Annotated in this window: 16 protein-coding genes and 2 pseudogenes; 5 read left to right on the plus strand and 13 right to left on the minus strand. The window is 62.7% G+C overall.

All coding sequences use genetic code 11. The annotated features are described in order from the left end of the window. The first annotated feature begins 20 nt into the window (after positions 1–20). The 3 genes from nikC to ACTJLB_RS28725 are packed head-to-tail and all read left to right on the plus strand — an operon-like array spanning position 21 to position 2591. Positions 21–935 carry a nickel transporter permease gene (gene nikC, locus ACTJLB_RS28715; RefSeq protein ID WP_027805109.1) on the plus strand — a complete coding sequence of 305 codons (915 nt, stop codon included), beginning with the start codon at positions 21–23 and terminating at the stop codon, positions 933–935. Position 936: 1 nt separating this feature from the next. Further along, the gene (locus tag ACTJLB_RS28720; RefSeq protein WP_440785275.1) at positions 937–1827 is read left to right on the plus strand and encodes an ABC transporter ATP-binding protein; all 891 of its coding nucleotides are present in this window, start codon (positions 937–939) and stop codon (positions 1825–1827) included. Beyond that, positions 1824–2591, plus strand: coding sequence for an ABC transporter ATP-binding protein (locus ACTJLB_RS28725; RefSeq protein ID WP_410803482.1), 768 nt, complete (start codon positions 1824–1826; stop codon positions 2589–2591). Before ACTJLB_RS28720 ends, ACTJLB_RS28725 begins: the two co-directional genes overlap by 4 nt. A 37-nt stretch (positions 2592–2628) precedes the next feature. On the opposite strand, the gene ACTJLB_RS28730 is transcribed toward ACTJLB_RS28725, so the two are convergent. From ACTJLB_RS28730 to ACTJLB_RS28770, 9 genes are all read right to left on the minus strand, one after another. Beyond that, entirely contained in the window at positions 2629–3732 is a 1104-nt protein-coding gene (locus tag ACTJLB_RS28730) for a GntR family transcriptional regulator (RefSeq protein ID WP_408487715.1), read from the minus strand. A gap of 19 nt (positions 3733–3751) precedes the next feature. Then, positions 3752–4951: an ABC transporter substrate-binding protein gene (locus tag ACTJLB_RS28735; RefSeq protein WP_440785277.1), complete on the minus strand. Its 1200-nt coding sequence runs from the start codon at positions 4949–4951 to the stop codon at positions 3752–3754. 32 nt (positions 4952–4983) lie between these two features. Further along, positions 4984–6057, minus strand: a complete 1074-nt coding sequence (locus ACTJLB_RS28740) for a CobW family GTP-binding protein (protein ID WP_440785279.1) — start codon at positions 6055–6057, stop codon at positions 4984–4986. Beyond that, positions 6054–6353: a hypothetical protein gene (locus ACTJLB_RS28745; RefSeq protein ID WP_020071093.1), complete on the minus strand. Its 300-nt coding sequence runs from the start codon at positions 6351–6353 to the stop codon at positions 6054–6056. Before ACTJLB_RS28745 ends, ACTJLB_RS28740 begins: the two co-directional genes overlap by 4 nt. Positions 6354–6369: 16 nt before the next feature. Continuing rightward, positions 6370–7128, minus strand: coding sequence for an SDR family NAD(P)-dependent oxidoreductase (locus ACTJLB_RS28750; protein WP_440785280.1), 759 nt, complete (start codon positions 7126–7128; stop codon positions 6370–6372). A gap of 47 nt (positions 7129–7175) precedes the next feature. Further along, a complete protein-coding gene (locus ACTJLB_RS28755; RefSeq protein WP_020071095.1) occupies positions 7176–7931 on the minus strand; it encodes an SDR family NAD(P)-dependent oxidoreductase in 756 nt (251 codons plus the stop codon). A gap of 18 nt (positions 7932–7949) precedes the next feature. After that, positions 7950–9287, minus strand: a complete 1338-nt coding sequence (locus ACTJLB_RS28760; protein WP_020071096.1) for an MFS transporter — start codon at positions 9285–9287, stop codon at positions 7950–7952. Between the two features lie 68 nt (positions 9288–9355). Further along, entirely contained in the window at positions 9356–10237 is an 882-nt protein-coding gene (locus ACTJLB_RS28765) for a polysaccharide deacetylase family protein (protein WP_440785281.1), read from the minus strand. A 22-nt stretch (positions 10238–10259) separates the two neighbouring features. After that, positions 10260–11636, minus strand: coding sequence for an amidase family protein (locus ACTJLB_RS28770; protein ID WP_440785282.1), 1377 nt, complete (start codon positions 11634–11636; stop codon positions 10260–10262). 271 nt (positions 11637–11907) lie between these two features. Here ACTJLB_RS28770 and ACTJLB_RS28775 point away from each other — a divergent pair, with 271 nt between their 5' ends. After that, complete coding sequence (locus tag ACTJLB_RS28775; RefSeq protein WP_020071099.1) at positions 11908–12159, plus strand: GlsB/YeaQ/YmgE family stress response membrane protein; 252 nt, start codon at positions 11908–11910, stop codon at positions 12157–12159. A 144-nt stretch (positions 12160–12303) separates the two neighbouring features. Here the strand turns inward: ACTJLB_RS28775 and ACTJLB_RS28780 are convergent. Beyond that, positions 12304–13554: pseudogene (locus ACTJLB_RS28780) on the minus strand (DUF1479 domain-containing protein). 145 nt (positions 13555–13699) lie between these two features. Here ACTJLB_RS28780 and ACTJLB_RS28785 point away from each other — a divergent pair. Then, a complete protein-coding gene (locus ACTJLB_RS28785) occupies positions 13700–14791 on the plus strand; it encodes a helix-turn-helix domain-containing protein (protein ID WP_440785284.1) in 1092 nt (363 codons plus the stop codon). 154 nt (positions 14792–14945) lie between these two features. Here the strand turns inward: ACTJLB_RS28785 and gltA are convergent, their stop codons facing one another. The 3 genes and pseudogenes from gltA to sdhB form a co-directional block, all read right to left on the minus strand. Continuing rightward, the gene (gene gltA, locus ACTJLB_RS28790) at positions 14946–16247 is read right to left on the minus strand and encodes a citrate synthase (RefSeq protein WP_027805112.1); all 1302 of its coding nucleotides are present in this window, start codon (positions 16245–16247) and stop codon (positions 14946–14948) included. A 72-nt stretch (positions 16248–16319) separates the two neighbouring features. Further along, positions 16320–16592, minus strand: a complete 273-nt coding sequence (locus tag ACTJLB_RS28795; RefSeq protein ID WP_020071103.1) for an FAD assembly factor SdhE — start codon at positions 16590–16592, stop codon at positions 16320–16322. Between the two features lie 81 nt (positions 16593–16673). After that, positions 16674–16797, minus strand: a pseudogene (gene sdhB, locus ACTJLB_RS28800) (succinate dehydrogenase iron-sulfur subunit); the annotation flags it as partial.

Raw genomic sequence — 16797 nt, forward strand, 5'->3', positions numbered from 1 at the left:
ATTCGACGCAGGACTGGCCGATGAATGCCGCGCGCCTAACGTGGAAGCAATGGCTGCTCACCGACACGCCCGCGTCGCGCAAACAGGCAGCGTTGGGCCTCGCCTATCGACGCTGGCGGCGTTTCGCGGGCAATCCGCTTTCGGTATTCGGTTTTGCGATCCTCATGGTGCTCGTGATCGTCGCGATCATCGGACCGTGGATCGCGCCGCATGATCCTTTGCGTCAGGTGCTGTCGGACCGCCTGCTGCCGCCGGGCTCGCCATCGCACTGGCTCGGCACCGACCAGCTTGGGCGTGACATTCTCTCGCGCATCATTTATGGCTCGCGCCTCACTTTGTCGATAGCCATACTCGTGGTCGTCGTGGTGGTGCCGATTGGCCTCATGATTGGCACGACGGCGGGCTTTTTCGGCGGCTGGGTCGATAACGTGCTGATGCGTGTAACCGACATCGCGCTGGCGTTTCCGAAAATCGTGCTCGCGCTCGCTTTCGCCGCAGCGCTGGGACCCGGTGTGATCAATGCGGTGATCGCAATCTCCATCACGGCGTGGCCCGCATATGCGCGTCTCGCTCGCGCCGAAACCTTGAGACTCGTGCAGGCCGATTTCATCCAGGTGGCACGTCTGCAAGGCGCGTCGAATCTGCGCATCCTGCTGCGCTATGTCGTGCCGCTATGCATGTCGTCCGTGATCGTGCGGGCGACGCTCGACATGGCCGGCATCATTCTCACCGTCGCGGGTCTCGGCTTCCTCGGGCTTGGTGCGCAACCGCCGAGTCCCGAATGGGGCTTCATGGTCGCTTCCGGGCGCAACGTGCTGCTCGATTCATGGTGGGTCGCCACGATACCAGGCTTCGCGATTCTGCTCGTGAGCCTAGCGTTCAACCTGCTCGGTGACGGGCTGCGCGACGTGTTCGATCCGCGTCATGGAGACTGACATGCACACGAGCGAAGCGGCCCATCCGCTGTGTGAAATCGACGACCTGCGCATTGCGTTTCGCGCGCATGACGGCACGCTGAACGAAGCGGTACGCGGTCTCTCGCTCACGTTGAAAAAGGGCGAGCGACTCGGCATTGTCGGCGAATCGGGCTCGGGCAAATCGCTCACAGGCCGCGCCCTGCTCGGCTTGTTGCCGCCCGCCGCACACTGCACGGCCAAAAGTCTGCGCTTTGACGGCCAGGACATGCTGGCGATGCCGGCCCATAAACGCCGTCGCTCTTGCGGCTCGCAAATGGGGATGATCCTGCAAGACCCGAAGTATTCGCTTAATCCGGTCATGACCGTCGAGCAGCAGATGCGCGAAGCATTCGCGCTGCGTGATCCAAAACTTGGCCGTCGGGAAATGCGGGCAAAGGTCGTCGCGGCGCTCGAGTCCGTGCATATTCGCAACCCTGAACGCGTCGCCCGCTCATATCCGCATGAGTTGTCAGGCGGCATGGGGCAACGCGTGATGATCGCGATGATGGTCTCGACAGGTCCACGCCTGCTGATCGCAGATGAACCGACGAGCGCGCTCGACGTGCTGGTCTCCATGCAGGTGCTGGCCGTGCTCGATGAACTCATCGAAAAGCACCAGACGGGCCTCATTTTCATCAGTCACGACTTGCCGCTCGTCATGTCGTTCTGCGACCGCGTGGTGGTGATGTACGCCGGTCGCGTCATTGAAACCTGCGCGGCGCGCGATCTGGTCAATGCCCAACATCCGTACACGCGCGGGCTGCTTGCCGCGAACCCGCCGCTTGTGGATCCGCCCGCCGAGTTGCCCGTGCTCTCGCGCGACACGGCGTGGCTCAACGACTTAAACGAACAGCAAGGAGCGCCGTTATGATTCGCGTCGATGCACTGACCGTTCGCTTCAAGACGGCCACGGGCCTCGTCGATGCGGTTCGCGGCGCAAGCTTTCATGTCGCGGCAGGCGAGGTATTCGGTCTGGTCGGTGAATCGGGCTCCGGCAAGTCGACTATTCTTCGCGCGCTGAGCGGACTCACACCCGTTGCAGAGGGGTCCCTGCATATCGCCGGTTCGGATCGCGACATGCGCAGGCGCGATGTGCAGATGGTGTTTCAGGACCCCTATGGGTCGCTGCATCCGCGCTTCACCGTGGATCAGACGCTGCGCGAGCCGCTACGTATCAACGGCATTGGCGATCATGAAGCGAGGATCGTGAACGCGCTGCGCGAAGTAGGACTGAATCCGTCTTTTCGCTTTCGCTATCCGCATCAACTGTCGGGAGGGCAACGGCAGCGGGTGGCGATCGCGCGAGCGTTGATCGTCGAACCGCGCATCGTGCTGCTGGATGAACCGACGTCCGCGCTCGATGTCTCGGTGCAAGCCGAAATTCTCAACCTGTTGAAGCGCCTGCATCACGAGCGCAATCTGACGATGATCCTCGTCAGTCACAATCTCGCCGTGGTCGGCTTTCTGTGCTCGCGCGTGGCGATCATGCGCAATGGAGAGATCGTCGAAGAGCTCCCTATAGAAAGCATTCGGGCGCAAAAAGTCGAGAGCGAGTACTCGCGCAGCCTGATGCTCGCGACAGGCGGTTATCAGCGTAAGGTCGCGGAAGCATTCGGCGTGGACGCGTCGTTATGAAGCAAAAATGCGGGCAGAAATCGCCCACGTTCGCGGCTTATGCAATCCGCTGCATGTAACTAGGGAGATCCGGATCGGGCAGCACGGCGAGCACCTTTAATCGCTGACGTGTACGCGTTTCGCCATGCCGAAGGTGCACGGCGAGCGCCGTTGACGCCGCGGCGAACTCCCCGCGCAGCAGGAGTTCGATCACGGTCCGGTGCTCCGTGAGCGTGCTCATCTCCGGATGCAGCCGGAACGCATCGTAGAAAGCGTGATTAACGATCAGCGGCATGTGCGCCTGACTGATCGTCGCGAGCAGCTTGCGGTTCGGCGCACCGCTCAGGAACGTATCGTGCAGCGTGACTTCCAGGTGATACAGCGTGCTTGCATCGACTGAATCCGGGTCTTCTATCGCGCGCTCGACGTCGCGCAGTGCTGCTTCGAGCTGCTCACGTGACAGTGACGGCGCGCTCGCCAGCAGTGCCGCCGGCTCAAGCAACGTGCGCAACTCGTAATCCTGCCGCACGGCGCGGGCGGTGAGCGGACCGCATAGCCAATGCGAGTACGCGGACTTCTCGACCAGCCCGCGGTCACGCAGACGGTTGAGCGCTTCACGCACGGTTCCGCGACTCACGCCGAAGACTTCGGCCGCATTGCTTTCGTCGATACGAAAATGCCCGAACACGATGCCAAGCGAGATGGCGGCTTCTAGCGAATCGTAAATGCGCTCGCTGTTCGAAGGGATATCTAGCGGTTCAGAGGGACGGTCGAAGCCCAGCGTGTCTTCGGAGATCGGCGCGCGCAGCGGCTCGGGTGCGCTGCCGTCCGCATTCGCCACGAGGTAGCCCCGTCCTTCGAAGGTGAGCAGCAGGCCGCCGGCGTGCAGCATCTCGAAGGCCTTTCTTACCGGCACGCGGCTCGTGCCGAAGATGCGCGCGACCGGTCCTTCCAGCAGCACGAGTCCCGGCGCGATATTGCCGAGCGCAATGGCCGACTTGAGCCGGTCGTGAATCACGCGGTAGCGCAACCGGTTATCGGCTTCGGGCGATACCTCCGCGGAATCGGTCGGATGGACCGGGTCCACAGTCAGCGGCGCCGCCGGCCGATGCGCGGCTGGATGTGAGCGGGAAGATCGGGAAGCGCCTGCGCGTCTTGTCATCGTCAAACGAACTTCGCCGTCAGGACCGCATGAACTCGGTCCAGCGGCGCACCAGGTAATTGTGCTCATCCATCACCGAATCCCATACGGCGACCCGGCTCATACGCGCAACGTAGCTGCCCCCGTCCCGCATCTGACCCGCGGGCACGAGATGTTTGCTGATGGGACCGGGCAGATCGGCCGACGCGCGCGCACCATCGTACCAGTATGCCCATTCGTTGGCTTCCAGATGTGCCCGCGAGCGCTCGGGATTCGAAATGTAGAAGCCTTGCCGGGCGACTGTCGCGCCGGCCCAGCCCTCAAGCCACCAGTTCAGATACTCGTAAGCGGCGTCGAGCACGCGACCATGCGCGAGCCGCGATATGCCGATGCCCCCGAACCACGCCCGATACCCTTCACGCGGCCTCGCGAGCCTGAACTTGAGACCCGCGCGTTCCAGTTCGACGGTGGCGGGCGACCAGATGCTCTGGATCGCCACCTTGTTAGCGATCATCAGTTGCGCGGCTTCGGCGAAGCTCGACCAGAACCCTGCGAAATGCCCACGCCGCTTGAAGTCGATCAGAATCGCGATCAGCCCGTCGATTTCCTCGATACTCAGATTGCCGATGTCGTCGAAGCGCATGAGCCCGCTGGCTTCGACGGCGAGCGCCGCATCGATGGCGCCGATTGCTGCATCCGCCTGCAGTGCGACGCGGCCAGCGAGTTCGGGCGCGAGCAGCCAGGCCCAACTCTCTTCGCCTCCGGTGAGCGAAGCAGGCATCGCATCTTCCAGATAGACGAAGCTGTCCGCATTGTGTGTGAGCGGCAGCATGCTGATGCGCTCGCTCGGCTTGCGGGCAAGCGAGCCGTCCGGCTGAACGTAGAGCCGGTCGGCAGGTGTGCAGCCCGCACCACTGAGCTTGCCCGCCGCATGCCGTGCGGGCGCGCGGCCGATGCGCCCCGTGCGCGGCAGCACGTTGACTTCGTCCCAGCGGCGAATGCGCGAGAGTTCTATGGGTTGCAGCGCATGAGTCGGCCACAGGCAATCGAGACTGTGGAACCACTGGTCGTAGAGTTCATAGCGGTCGGGATGCATCGCGCCGTCCCGCTGCACGGCGCCGCCATCCTGAACGATGAAGCGCAGCCGGATGCCCAGATCCTGCTCGGCTCGTTTGCGGATGTGCTCCTGAAGCGTAACGGTCGTGCCGAGCACGCGCAGTTCGACCCTGGAGGGGTGCACGGCAGGGGCGGGCAAGCTCGGACGGTCGGATTTCAATCTATTAGGGCTTCGGCTGTTTGAAGATGCCGGCACAGGCGCCGGTAGGATGCGGCCACCGCGTCTCGCGTGAGGCCTTGCGCAATGATGACAAGGCGCGAACGAGGCGCTTCTTCCTTGCCGGCGCCTGGCCATGCATCCAGATGCAGAACAGGATGCACGAGATGATGCACTGCATGCACCACCACCGGTTGGTCCGCGCCGGCAAGCGCGAGAATGCCTTTGACTCGCAAAATGTTATCACCGTGACGGTTAAGCAGCAGCGTCAGCCACAGCGTGAAGACGGGCCAGTCCAGAGGTTCGTCGAACTCGATGCAAAACGCTTCCAGCGCCGCAAGTCCTTGACGGTGCGTGGGCGTCGCGTTGAGTCCCGCGAGGGGATTGTCTGCCTGGCGGGACTCCCGTGCGAGCATGCCCGAGCGCCGAACGAAGTCCCCGAAGTCGTGCGCGTTCGCCGCCGGGTCCAGTACGACCGACGCATCGTCCGCGCACGTGCGGCGTGTGACGCTCGCGGCCGGGTTCAGTTGTGAGAGCGTTTGCTCGAGCACAGCGAGCGTGGCATCGCCGGCAAGATCGGCCTTGCTGACGACAATACGATCTGCAGCCGTCACCTGCGCAAGCCATTCCGGATGCCGCGCACGTTGCTGATCGGCGTTGACGGCATCGACCACCGTAACGATCGCGCCGATCGAATAATGGCTCGATACCACGCGGTCGCCGAGCAGCGTCGCAACGATCGGCGCGGGCGTCGCGAGACCCGTTGTCTCCAGCACGACGCGAGAGAACGGCGGCACCTCGCCGCGAGCGCGCCGCGAGAACAGCGTGGCGAGCGCTTCCTTCAGTTCGCCGCGTATCGCGCAACAGACACAACCGTTATCGAGCAGTACGGTCTGCGCATCTACCTCGCCGATCAACAGGTGATCGAGCCCGACCTCGCCGAACTCGTTGACGAGCACGGCTGTGTCACGCGCGGCATCGCCCTTGAGAACGTCGGCGAGCAAGGTGGACTTACCACTGCCGAGAAAGCCCGTAACGATAGTCACCGGAATCACGTCATAGGCGAGGCTCATGGTTGCGCCTCGTCTTCCGCGAACATGGTGAGCGGGTCGAGCGGACGGCCGAGCATGGTCTCGGCGGCTTTCCATATCTGCATGAAATCTTCGACGATGATCTGCGCGCCCGTCGGCGAAGACAGCACGAACGATTGCCCGTGAAAATCCGCGAGCTTGAGCCGAAAGCTTTCGAGCACCCGGTTCGCATGCGCGACCTGCACATACCGCTGCCGCCGCGCGCTCACGCTTTCGCCTGCTGCCACGGTGTTGGACCAGTGACGCCCGCCGCCGAGCAATCCGCACATGCCGCACATTTGCACTCTCCACCGTTTAAGGCATGACGTCGCCGGAATTAGGGCCGAGCGTCTGTCCGACGAACAGGTTGCCGCCCGGGTCGGAGGCGAGCAGCACGGCGGTCGGTGCGACCTCGTCTGCACGGCCGAAACGTCGCAACGGCAATTCCTTTGACTTCGCTTCCTTCCATGATGCGCTGATTCCATCCACGAGGGGCGTCTCGATCGGACCCGGCGCGATAGCGTTCACGAGCACGTTGTCGGGAGCGGCTTCAAGCGCGAGAGACTTCGTAAACCCGATCACGCCGGCTTTCGCCGCAGCATAGTGCGTGAGTTCGGCGCCGCCCTTAATGCCGAGTTGCGAGGCCACGTTGATGATGCGGCCCCAGCGTTGCGCGGTCATTGACGGCAGCGCGCGCCGCGAGCAAAGGAAGACACTGCGCAGATCGACGCGCAGCATGTCGTCCCACATCTGGGTGGTGAGATCGGTACAGCGCGCCTGCGTCAGCATGCCCGCGTTGTTCACGAGGATGTCGATGCCGCCATAAGCCGCGATGCAGCGATCGACGATGCCGTGCGCGCCCGTCTCGTCGCCCACATCGGCGACGATGGTTTGAACCTCCACGCCGTTTGCGCGGCAGGCGTCGGCATGAGCGGCGAGCCGCGCCTCGTTGAGATCGGCGAGCACGAGGCGCGCGCCGGCCTGTGCATACGCGAGCGCAATGGCGGCGCCGATGCCGCTCGCCGCACCCGTGACGACCGCGCGGCGGCCGTCGAGTGAGAACATTAATGCCATGTTGATGAGCGTCCTGTGTATGTCCTGTGTGTGTCCTGATCGAAGGCCTAGCCGGGCCACCGCACGGTGAGACCGCCGTCCGCGATGATCGACTGCCCGGTGATGTATGAAGCGTCGTCGCTCGTCAGATAGCGGATCAGCGACGCAATCTCTTGCGGTCTGCCGACACGTCCAAGCGGAATACCCTTGGCCGCCTCGCGCAGGCCGTCCGGGCCGAGCGAATTGACCGCGTCGAGCGATTGCGGCGTTTCGATGAGACCGGGAATCACGGCGTTACAGCGGATGTTGCGCGGCGCGAGTTCCATCGCGACGGCGCGACACAATCCGGGCACGCCCGCTTTGGCCGCCGAGTAATGCGTGTGGTTCTCCCATCCATACACCCCGCCGGCGATCGACGACACCGCGACCATTGCGCCGCCGTCCTGCATGTGGCGCGCTGCGGCGCGAAACGTGCGCATGACGCCGGACAGATCGACATCGAGCATCTGATGCCACTGCTCGTCGCTCATGTCCGTCAGCGGCGATGCGCGCAGCAGACCCGCGTTGGCGACCGCGTAATCGATGCGGCCAAAGCGCTCCACTGCCGCGGCCGCAAAGGCCTCGACCTGGTCCGCCGAGGTGACATCGACGGCCTGCATCAGACATTGGCCGCCCGCCTGCTCGACGGCTTGTACTGTCAACTGCGGGTCGTGCGGATCGCCAGAAAAATACCCGCCGACCACGGCGACGCCGGCTTGTGCATACGCTACTGCGAGCGCCTGCCCGATGCCGCTCGCGGCGCCCGTTACTAAAGCTACTTTCACAGAGATTCTCCTGTCGGATTACCTGGTTTCGGCAGGGTTGACGTGCCGCGCGAAAAGAATGAGGACGCCGGACAGGAAGCACGGCACCGCGCCGAACCACAGCGCCGCGTGCAGCCAGTCGCCGCCATGATTGAGCATCCACGTCACGCCCACGCCGGCGAGAATGGCGCCGATCGGACCCATCGCGTGGACGATAGAACTGCCCGTGCCGCGGATAGCAGTGGGATAGCTCTCGCCAATGAAGAACAACGCCGCCGAGTACGGTCCGATCAGGAAGAACAGGCCCAGGCTATAGAGCGCCACCACGACGCCCGCGCTGCTCGGACCGAACAGCATGCCGGCAAACGACAGACCGCCAAGCATCCAGCCGATGGCGAGCGTATTGCGCCGGCCGATCTTGTCGCCAATGAACCCGTGGCTCAGATAGCCGCAATAGCCGATCACATTCGACAACACGAGAATCAGCAGGGAATTCTCAAACGAAACGTTATGCACACGCGTCAGCACCGTCGTGCCCAGCACGCTGAACACCTGAATAGCCGACCAGTTGAGCAGAATGCCGCCGCCGAGAACGAGCGTCGCGCGTAGCGCATTGCCACGAAACGCTTCAGCGAGACCGGCGCGGCTATGCTCTTCGTAATCGACCGCATGCGCGTTCGCGAGCGTGCGAGCTTCGCCGTCCTGTCCTGTTTCACGCAGCTGTTTGATGCGCTTGTGCAGCAGAAACTGCGGACTTTCTTTAAGACGCCGCGTCATGAAGAAGATGACGATGGCGGGAAACGTCGCGAATACGAAGCAACCCTGCCAGCCAATGCGCGGCAACAAAAGCGCGGTGAGTCCGGACGCGATCAGTGCGCCGATCGGCCATCCGCCTTGCACGAGACTGTAGATAAAGCCCTTGTTGCGGTTGAGCTTCGGGTCGTTGGCAGCCGAGTAAAGCTCGTTCAGATACGTGGCATTGACGGTCTCTTCGGCGTAACCGAGGCCCGACAATGAGCGGATCAACACGAGCGGCACCTGTCCCATCGCCCCGCCGACCACCGTGAGCCCCGAGCACAGCGCCGCGCCCGCAACCGTCCACAGCAGACCGGCTTTACGGCCGAGCCTGTCGAGTAACGGCCCGATCGCGAACGCGATCACCGCCGTGCCGACGGCGACCAGCGTAGCGATTTCCGCCTGCGCCGCGGCATCCCAGCCGTAGTGTTTGCCGATTTCCGGCAGCAGCGTGCCGAACAGAATGAAGTCATAAACGGCGAACACCCACGCGAAGAACGCTACTACGGTCGCCCGCTTCACGTCGGACGGCAGGATCTGCTCCAGCTTGAAACCGGAAGCATACAAAGGGTTTTCTTTCATCGTGGCGCTCCTTCGGAGCTCGGGAGTGGACATGGTCGGGACTCGCGTTGGTCGACTTGCTGTTGTGATCAGGATTGGCGAGGCTGACGCCGCAGGAAGTCGTCGGCGATTTCGTCACAGGTGCAAAAGCGCACGCCCTCGTGCTCGCGAAAATGGGCAATCAGGCGTTCGAGCATGAGCAGCACCTGCGCGCGACCGGAGACGTCTGGATGAATCGTGATGGGGAACACGGCGTAGTCGTGTTCGCGATACACCCAGTCGAACTGGTCACGCCACATCTGTTCGATGTCGCGCGGATTGACAAAGCCGTGACTGTTCGGCGCCTTCTTGATGAACATCATTGGCGGCAGGTCGTCGAGGTACCAGTTCGCCGGGATTTCGACGAGATCCGTTTCACGACCGCGCTGCAGCGGCTTCATCCATGTATCGGGATGCTTGCTGTAGTCGATCTTCGTCCATGAGTCGCCCACGCGCACGTAGTACGGGTGGTAGTCGTTGTGCATCAGGCTGTGGTCGTACTTGATGCCCTTTTTCACGAGCAGCTCGTTGGTCACGTTGCTGAATTCCCACCACGGCGCGACGTAGCCTGTCGGCCGCTTGCCGCTCAGGCTGGTCACCAGATCGATGCTGCGATCGAGCACCGCTTCCTCCTGCTCGGGCGTCATCGCAATCGGGTTTTCATGGCTGTAGCCGTGGATGCCGATCTCGTGTCCCGCATCGGCCACCGCCTTCATCTGCTCGGGGAAGGTTTCGATCGAGTGCCCGGGAATGAACCAGGTCGTCTTGATCTTCTCGCGCTCGAAAAGCTTCAGCAGGCGCATCGAACCGACTTCACCGGCGAAGAGACCACGCGAGATGTCGTCCGGCGAATCTTCGCCACCGTATGAGCCGAGCCAGCCCGCAACCGCATCCACGTCGATGCCGAATGCGATCAGAATTTCCTTAGCCATCTTCAGTTCTCCTTTGAGCAAATCAATCGAGGGTGACCATCTGTTCGACGGCCAGCGCGAGCGCGATGAGCGCATCGTCGTCGTCCTGCGCGCGCATCAGTTGCACGCTGGTAGGCAGTCCCGCCGGGTCAGCGCCGGTTGGCATCGCGAAGGCGGGGGTGTCGAGAAAACTGCCGGGCATGGTCATCGACAGCGTTGCGGCATTGACGGCTGCAAAGCGCTTCGAGTCCGCTTCGAGCGGCGCGCATTCCGGCGCGACATGGGGGACGGTCGGCAAGAGCAATGTGGCGCCGTCGATTTCGGCGCCGAATTCGCCGAGCAGGCGGGCGCGCTCCGCGAGCAGTTCGGCAAGGCGAGACGCCGGCACGTCGCGGCTCAGTTCGAGCCGCGTACGCACGCGCTGGTCGATGCGCTTGGCATCGTCGGAGTCGAGCACACTGCGATAAGCCTCGAACGCTTCGAGGGAGCCGAACCAGCCACGCGTCGCGATGAGGTCGCATGCCGCATCGAAGGCGCGCACACGCACTTGCCGGATACGCGCGCCGGCCTTCGACAGACGCGCCACGAAGCGCATGAAGTTGTCGCCGACGTCGTCCGTCACCGCGAAGCGCGATTCCCAGCCCAGTGGCACGACGAAGGGTTGTCCACGCAAACCGGCGAGCGCGCGAGGCAGCTCGCGTCCGCGCACAACGGCGTCGAACGCCGCGCAATCGGCGACGCTGCGTGCAAGCGGTCCGCAGGTATCGGCCGATTTCGACAGTCCGATCATGCCTTGCTGCGGATAGCGCGCGCTGCTTGCGCGATAGCCGACCACGCCGTTCAGCGCGGCAGGTATACGTATCGAGCCGGCCGTATCCGTGCCGACCGCGATCGGCACGACGCCCGCAGCGACGGCAATCGCCGCGCCCGACGACGAGCCGCCAGGAACGCGATGCCCGCCGCCTTCGACTGTCGCATCGAAAGCGGAATTGAACGGCGTACCGAAGTGCGGATTAAGCCCGAGCCCGGAATACGCGAACTCGCTGAGGTTCGTCTTGCCGATGCACACGAAGCCTGCACGGGCGCCTGCGGCGACCAACGGTGCATCCGCGGTGGCGGGTGGCCGGCCGCGGAACAGTGCCGAGCCCGCCGTGCTGACAGTGCCCGCGACATCGAATAGATCTTTCCAGGCAATCGGCACGCCGTCGAGCGCGCTGGCCGGGCGCTTTTCGCGCCAACGCGCGGCCGCAGCGCGTGACTCCTCGAGCGCGCGAGTCTCAGTGACGTCGATGAAGGCAGCGTTGCAGGCGCGTGCCCGGTCAATCGCCTCACGCACGACGCCTTCGACGTCGGCCGAACCTTCGCCATAGGTATGGGCAAGGCCGACGGCGCTGCGCCGGTCCCACGATGAAACATCCAATTTGTTCTCGCTCAGAATGTACTTCGTTGACAACATACGTTTACGGTGACGAGGTCAAAAAAAAACAGCAACACAGGGATTACCCTAGGTTGCTGTCTTTTCTTGAGAGTCCGCGCATCCGGAACCGCGGCGCGGTTGTTGCTGAAGCATGCGACGCGCGGACCGGCACACATGGACCGCCGGCTCGCCTGTATGCTCGGAAATGCATCGCGGCAGCGAAGCAGCCCGTAGTTAATGAAAACGGTAGTACTCACACTCTTGGGAGGTCAGCATGCTTTCCTTCATCGGTACGGTGATCGTAGGGCTCGTGGTCGGATTGATTGCACGGGCGGTCAAGCCCGGAGACGACAGGATGGGGCTCATCATGACCATCATTCTCGGTATTGCCGGCTCGCTGATTGCGGGCTATATCGGGCGTGCGCTCGGCTGGTATCAACCGGGTCAGGCGGCGGGCTGGATTGCGTCGGTGATCGGCGCGATCATTCTGCTGGTCATTTATGGCATGGTGCGCCGGCGGGCCTGAACTCTCGCGCGCGACGCGCCCACGTTGGCGATAGCGAAAAGGGCCCGCTCCGGATAAGAGCGGGCCCGCCAGGCTAGCCAGTTCAACCGACGCGCGAGACTGGATCTAGCAAGACGGTTCGCTGACCGCCTCTCATTCGACGGCTCAGCGCGATAGATCGAAACCGAGTTGCGCGCGCCCAAGCGGCGTCAAATCGCTTTCTTGCGCCCGTCCGATAAAGTCTGTTTCGAAGTGGTCGGCCGGAAAATCGGGGGGACTTTCGCCGCGCAAGAAGCTCGGCAACTGACGCTTCAGATAATCTTCGTTTTTTGCGCACCACGGCGCGGACGCAATGTACATCACGTTGCTGTAGCCGTTGCCGCGGTGTGCGTCTTCGACCGAATGGATGACGTCGCTGTGTCAGAACACGGCGTCGCCCGGTTGCATGTGGGGGATCGGCGTCACCGCTTCGAGCAGCAAGCCGTGCCACTCCGGCTTGATCGACAGCGCGCGAGCCGGTTGAGCGCCGCACAGTTCGTCGTCGGGAACGTCGTCCTGCAGCGCGCGCAGAATCACGTAGGCCATGACGTTCGCGATCGGAATCAATTGCAGCGTGCCGTCGCCGGGACCCTGCGGCGTCAGTGCGGTCCAGCCCTGGAAAGTACGAAACATCGAGCACACGGCCGGCGATGGGATTTCCTGAACATCCGGCCGATACGCCGCGTCGAACGGATCATAGTCGCGCCAATTGCCCGTCAGCACATGCCGATACACCTTCTGAAAATTCGGATCGAGCCAACGCTCGACCGAGCCGCCGTCCACGTGCGGCGACAGACCCAGCGACTCGGAACCGGGCGGCCGACGACGAATGCGGTCCGCGTAGACAGGCACCCGCTCGGGATCGAAATGCCGCCTGCCTTCGCTTTCCGACGTCCACAGGCGATTCAGGAACACTCGTGTGTTCGTCAGTTGTTCCGACTGACGAGCGGCTGTTTGCGGCTTCGACCAGTAAATGCCGTAAATCTGCGGCTTGCTCGACGACAGGTTGCCGAAATACCTGTCTTCCGCGCGATGTGCGAGTTTGGCGTCGAGGTCGTTGCGCTCGACGTATTCGGTGATTTCGTCGTTCCAGTCGCTCGCCTGCTGCCGGTCGAAAACGCCGCGCACGACGCATGCGCCGCGAGCCTTGATGCCGAGGATCGTGGCTGGATCGACGTCGCCGGAAACGACTGACGAATAGTCGAACACGGGAATCGCATCGCGTCCCTGCGCGCGGTCGCGCTGAATCGTGTCGACCTGCCGACGGATCGCGCCCTCCACTTCGCCGAACACCTGCTTGTAGTTCGGCAGCGCGGCTCGCAGCGCGCGTTTGGTGGTGCGAACCGCCTCCGGAAGATTGTCGATGATAAGTGGCATGGTTCGTCTCCTTTAAGCGGTCTGTGTGGTGCTGTCTCATTTGAAGAGTAAGGACGTTTGGCCGTCGCGAAACATGCTTAATGGCCAGATACCGATACAATTCAGACATTGCCGCGTCTCCCCCCGCGCGGCCAGGTAGCCCAGCGTGAAACCTCAATACGAACGCGTCACCATTCCCGACGGCTGCTCGGTCCGCGTCTACCACCGGCAGCTCGCGCAGATACCGTTCGAGTGGCACCACCATCCCGAGTACGAACTCACGCTGACGATGAACAGTCGAGGCCGCCGCTTCATTGGCGATCACATCGCCGACTACAGCGGCGACGATCTCGTGCTCGTGCCGCCGGACATGCCGCATACTTGGGCGTCGACTGAACCGATCGATGCCAGCGCGCCTCAGGTGGCGATCGTCGTGTGGTTCAGCGGCGACTGGGCGCGCCGAATGGCGGACTGCTGCCCCGAGTTCGCGTCGCTGCGCACGCTGCTCCGGCGTGCCGCGCCGGGGCTGAGATTCTCCACCGAGGCCGCGACGCTGATGCGCGAGCGAATGGAAGCGTTGCTCGATCAGTCGCCGCGCGTGCGGCTCGGCGCCGCGCTGGATGTGCTGGCGCAACTCGCGGACGCGGCATCCGAGCCGTTGGCGTCGCCGGCTGCGCATAGAGACGGAACGACAGGACGCGGCGTGCAGGGCGACAACGTCATGCGGTCCGGCAGACGGGATCGATCCACCAACTCAGCCGATTCAGCCGAAGCTGGAAAGCGGTCACTCGCGGGCCCAGCGCCCGCGACGCCGGGCGGCAGCGCATCCGAGGCAGAGCGCCTGAACCGCGTGCTCGATCTGCTCGACAGGCGTTTTCACGAGCCGCTGCGCATTGCGGAGTTGTGCGAGGTGGCCAACCTGTCGGAGCGCTCCTTGCACCGCTACTTCGTGCGGCATCTCGGCGAAAGCGTGGGGCGCTATCTAAGCCGCTTGCGGATCGGCTACGCAACGCGGCAACTGACGGACACCGCGTGGCCCATCGCGCTAATTGCCACGAAAGCCGGCTTTCCAAACCTGGCCAACTTCAATCGACAGTTTCTGTCCGCGCGCGGCACGACGCCGAGCGCGTATCGACGCTTTTTCGAGACCCACGGCCACCCGCCGAAAGATGCGGGCACGGCGCCGCACAATCTGCAAGCGCGCCCGCCGTCGCTCGAAAGATCGGGTCGGCGGCAACGAAATACGCCATCCGCTTGAACAGCGCACACGACGAACGGCTTGCGGCAGACACACGCCCGAAAATAAAAACGCCCCAACGGTGTAACCCGTTGGGGCGTTTTCTCGTAAAGCCTTAGGATTTGCCGTTGTCCATAGCAAACCTCTTGCTATGGGCAGGCAAATTCAAACCCGATTATCGTTGCGAAATGGGCTTCGCTTCACGTTGCGTGTCGCCGATAAACAGCTGACGCGGACGGCCAATCTTCTGTTCAGGATCGGCGATCATTTCATTCCACTGCGCAATCCAGCCGACCGTACGAGCCATCGCGAAGATACACGTGAACATCGACGTCGGGATGCCCAGCGCGCGCTGCACGATGCCCGAGTAGAAGTCGACGTTCGGGTACAGCTTGCGCGACACGAAGTATTCGTCTTCCAACGCGATCTTTTCCAGTGCCATGGCCAGCTTGAACAGCGGGTCGTCGTGCAGGCCCAACTCGTTCAGCACTTCGTGGCAGGTTTCGCGCATGAGTTTCGCGCGCGGATCGTAGTTCTTGTACACGCGGTGGCCGAAGCCCATCAGCTTCACGCCCGAGTTCTTGTCCTTCACCTGCTTGATGAACTCAGGAATGTTGTCGACCGAGCCGATTTCTTCCAGCATGTTCAGCGCGGCTTCGTTCGCGCCGCCGTGCGCCGGGCCCCACAGACATGCGATACCGGCTGCGATACACGCGAACGGATTCGCGCCCGACGAACCGGCGAGACGCACGGTCGACGTCGATGCATTCTGCTCGTGATCCGCGTGCAGGATCAGGATACGGTCGAGAGCGCGCACCAGCACGTCGTTGACCTTGTAGTCCTCGCACGGGTTCGAGAACATCATGTGCATGAAGTTCGCGCTGTACGACAGGTTGTTGCGCGGGTACGCAAACGGCTGGCCGATGCTGTACTTGTACGCCATGGCGACCAACGTCGGCAGCTTCGCGATCATGCGGATCGCCGAAACTTCACGGTGACGCGGATTGTTGATGTCCAGCGAGTCGTGATAGAACGCCGACAGCGCGCCGACTGCAGCGACCAGAATCGCCATCGGGTGCGCGTCGCGACGGAAACCGCGGAAGAAGAAGTGCATTTGCTCATGCACCATCGTGTGGTTCGTGACGGTCTTCACGAACTCGTCTTTCTGTTGCACGTTGGGCAGTTCGCCCTTCAGCAACAGATAGCACGTTTCCAGAAAGTCGGCGTTTTCCGCGAGGTTGTCGATCGGGTAGCCGCGGTACAGCAGTTCGCCCTTATCGCCGTCGATGTAGGTGATCGCCGAATTGCACGCCGCCGTGGACATGAAGCCAGGGTCGTACGTGAACTTGCCAGTCTGGCCGTACAGCTTGCGGATGTCGATCACGTCCGGGCCGAGAGTGCCCTTGTAAATCGGCATTTCAACGCTCGGCGAGTTGTCGCTGAACGATAGCGTGGCTTTAACATCTGACGGGGTCATAGCACATCCTCAATCGAAGTATGTAAACAGGGTTTCGATAATTGCACGCCTGGAACAACGCACTCGCGGCGCTCAAGCGTTGCGCAGCAGCTCCAGGACCCGGATCACATCCGGGTCGGCAAGCTCGCCTTCAGGTTCCTTGCGCGCGAGAAGCAAGTCCATCAGGTCGTTATCGCTCAGCTCGAGCAAGCGCGTAAGTGCGCCCACATCTGCATCGCTGAGGTCATGCTCATATCGGCTGAAAAAACGTTCAAAAATCAGATCGTTTTCCAGCAGGCCTCGTCGTGCGCGCCAGCGAAGGCGCGCGCGACGGAGAGGGTCGGACTGATGCGATGGTTCGTTCATGTCAGTACGTACCGGGCCGCTCACAAGCGTACTAACCGCCCGCTGAGGCAGCGAACGATTGTGAGCGTGAGGTTATTCATCCTAGACAGCGCGACGCACCATCAATTCCTTGATCTTGCCGATTGCCTTGGTCGGGTTCAGTCCCTTCGGGCAGACGTCGACACAGTTCATGATCGTGTGGCAGCGGAACAGGCGGTACGGGTCT

The sequence above is a fragment of the Paraburkholderia sp. 22098 genome (genome assembly GCF_052045935.1).
Taxonomy (GTDB): Bacteria; Pseudomonadota; Gammaproteobacteria; order Burkholderiales; family Burkholderiaceae; genus Paraburkholderia; species Paraburkholderia caledonica.

Bases quoted from the DNA above. Each gene is read 5' to 3' on its own strand.
- ACTJLB_RS28720 (WP_440785275.1), top strand. From the start codon at position 937: ATGCACACGAGCGAAGCGGCCCATCCGCTGTGTGAAATCGACGACCTG.
- ACTJLB_RS28740 (WP_440785279.1), bottom strand. From the start codon at position 6,057: ATGAGCCTCGCCTATGACGTGATTCCGGTGACTATCGTTACGGGCTTT.
- ACTJLB_RS28775 (WP_020071099.1), top strand. From the start codon at position 11,908: ATGCTTTCCTTCATCGGTACGGTGATCGTAGGGCTCGTGGTCGGATTG.
- ACTJLB_RS28795 (WP_020071103.1), bottom strand. From the start codon at position 16,592: ATGAACGAACCATCGCATCAGTCCGACCCTCTCCGTCGCGCGCGCCTT.
- ACTJLB_RS28745 (WP_020071093.1), bottom strand. From the start codon at position 6,353: ATGTGCGGCATGTGCGGATTGCTCGGCGGCGGGCGTCACTGGTCCAAC.
- ACTJLB_RS28730 (WP_408487715.1), bottom strand. From the start codon at position 3,732: ATGACAAGACGCGCAGGCGCTTCCCGATCTTCCCGCTCACATCCAGCC.
- gltA (WP_027805112.1), bottom strand. From the start codon at position 16,247: ATGACCCCGTCAGATGTTAAAGCCACGCTATCGTTCAGCGACAACTCG.
- ACTJLB_RS28765 (WP_440785281.1), bottom strand. From the start codon at position 10,237: ATGGCTAAGGAAATTCTGATCGCATTCGGCATCGACGTGGATGCGGTT.
- ACTJLB_RS28750 (WP_440785280.1), bottom strand. From the start codon at position 7,128: ATGGCATTAATGTTCTCACTCGACGGCCGCCGCGCGGTCGTCACGGGT.
- ACTJLB_RS28725 (WP_410803482.1), top strand. From the start codon at position 1,824: ATGATTCGCGTCGATGCACTGACCGTTCGCTTCAAGACGGCCACGGGC.
- nikC (WP_027805109.1), top strand. From the start codon at position 21: ATGAATGCCGCGCGCCTAACGTGGAAGCAATGGCTGCTCACCGACACG.
- ACTJLB_RS28760 (WP_020071096.1), bottom strand. From the start codon at position 9,287: ATGAAAGAAAACCCTTTGTATGCTTCCGGTTTCAAGCTGGAGCAGATC.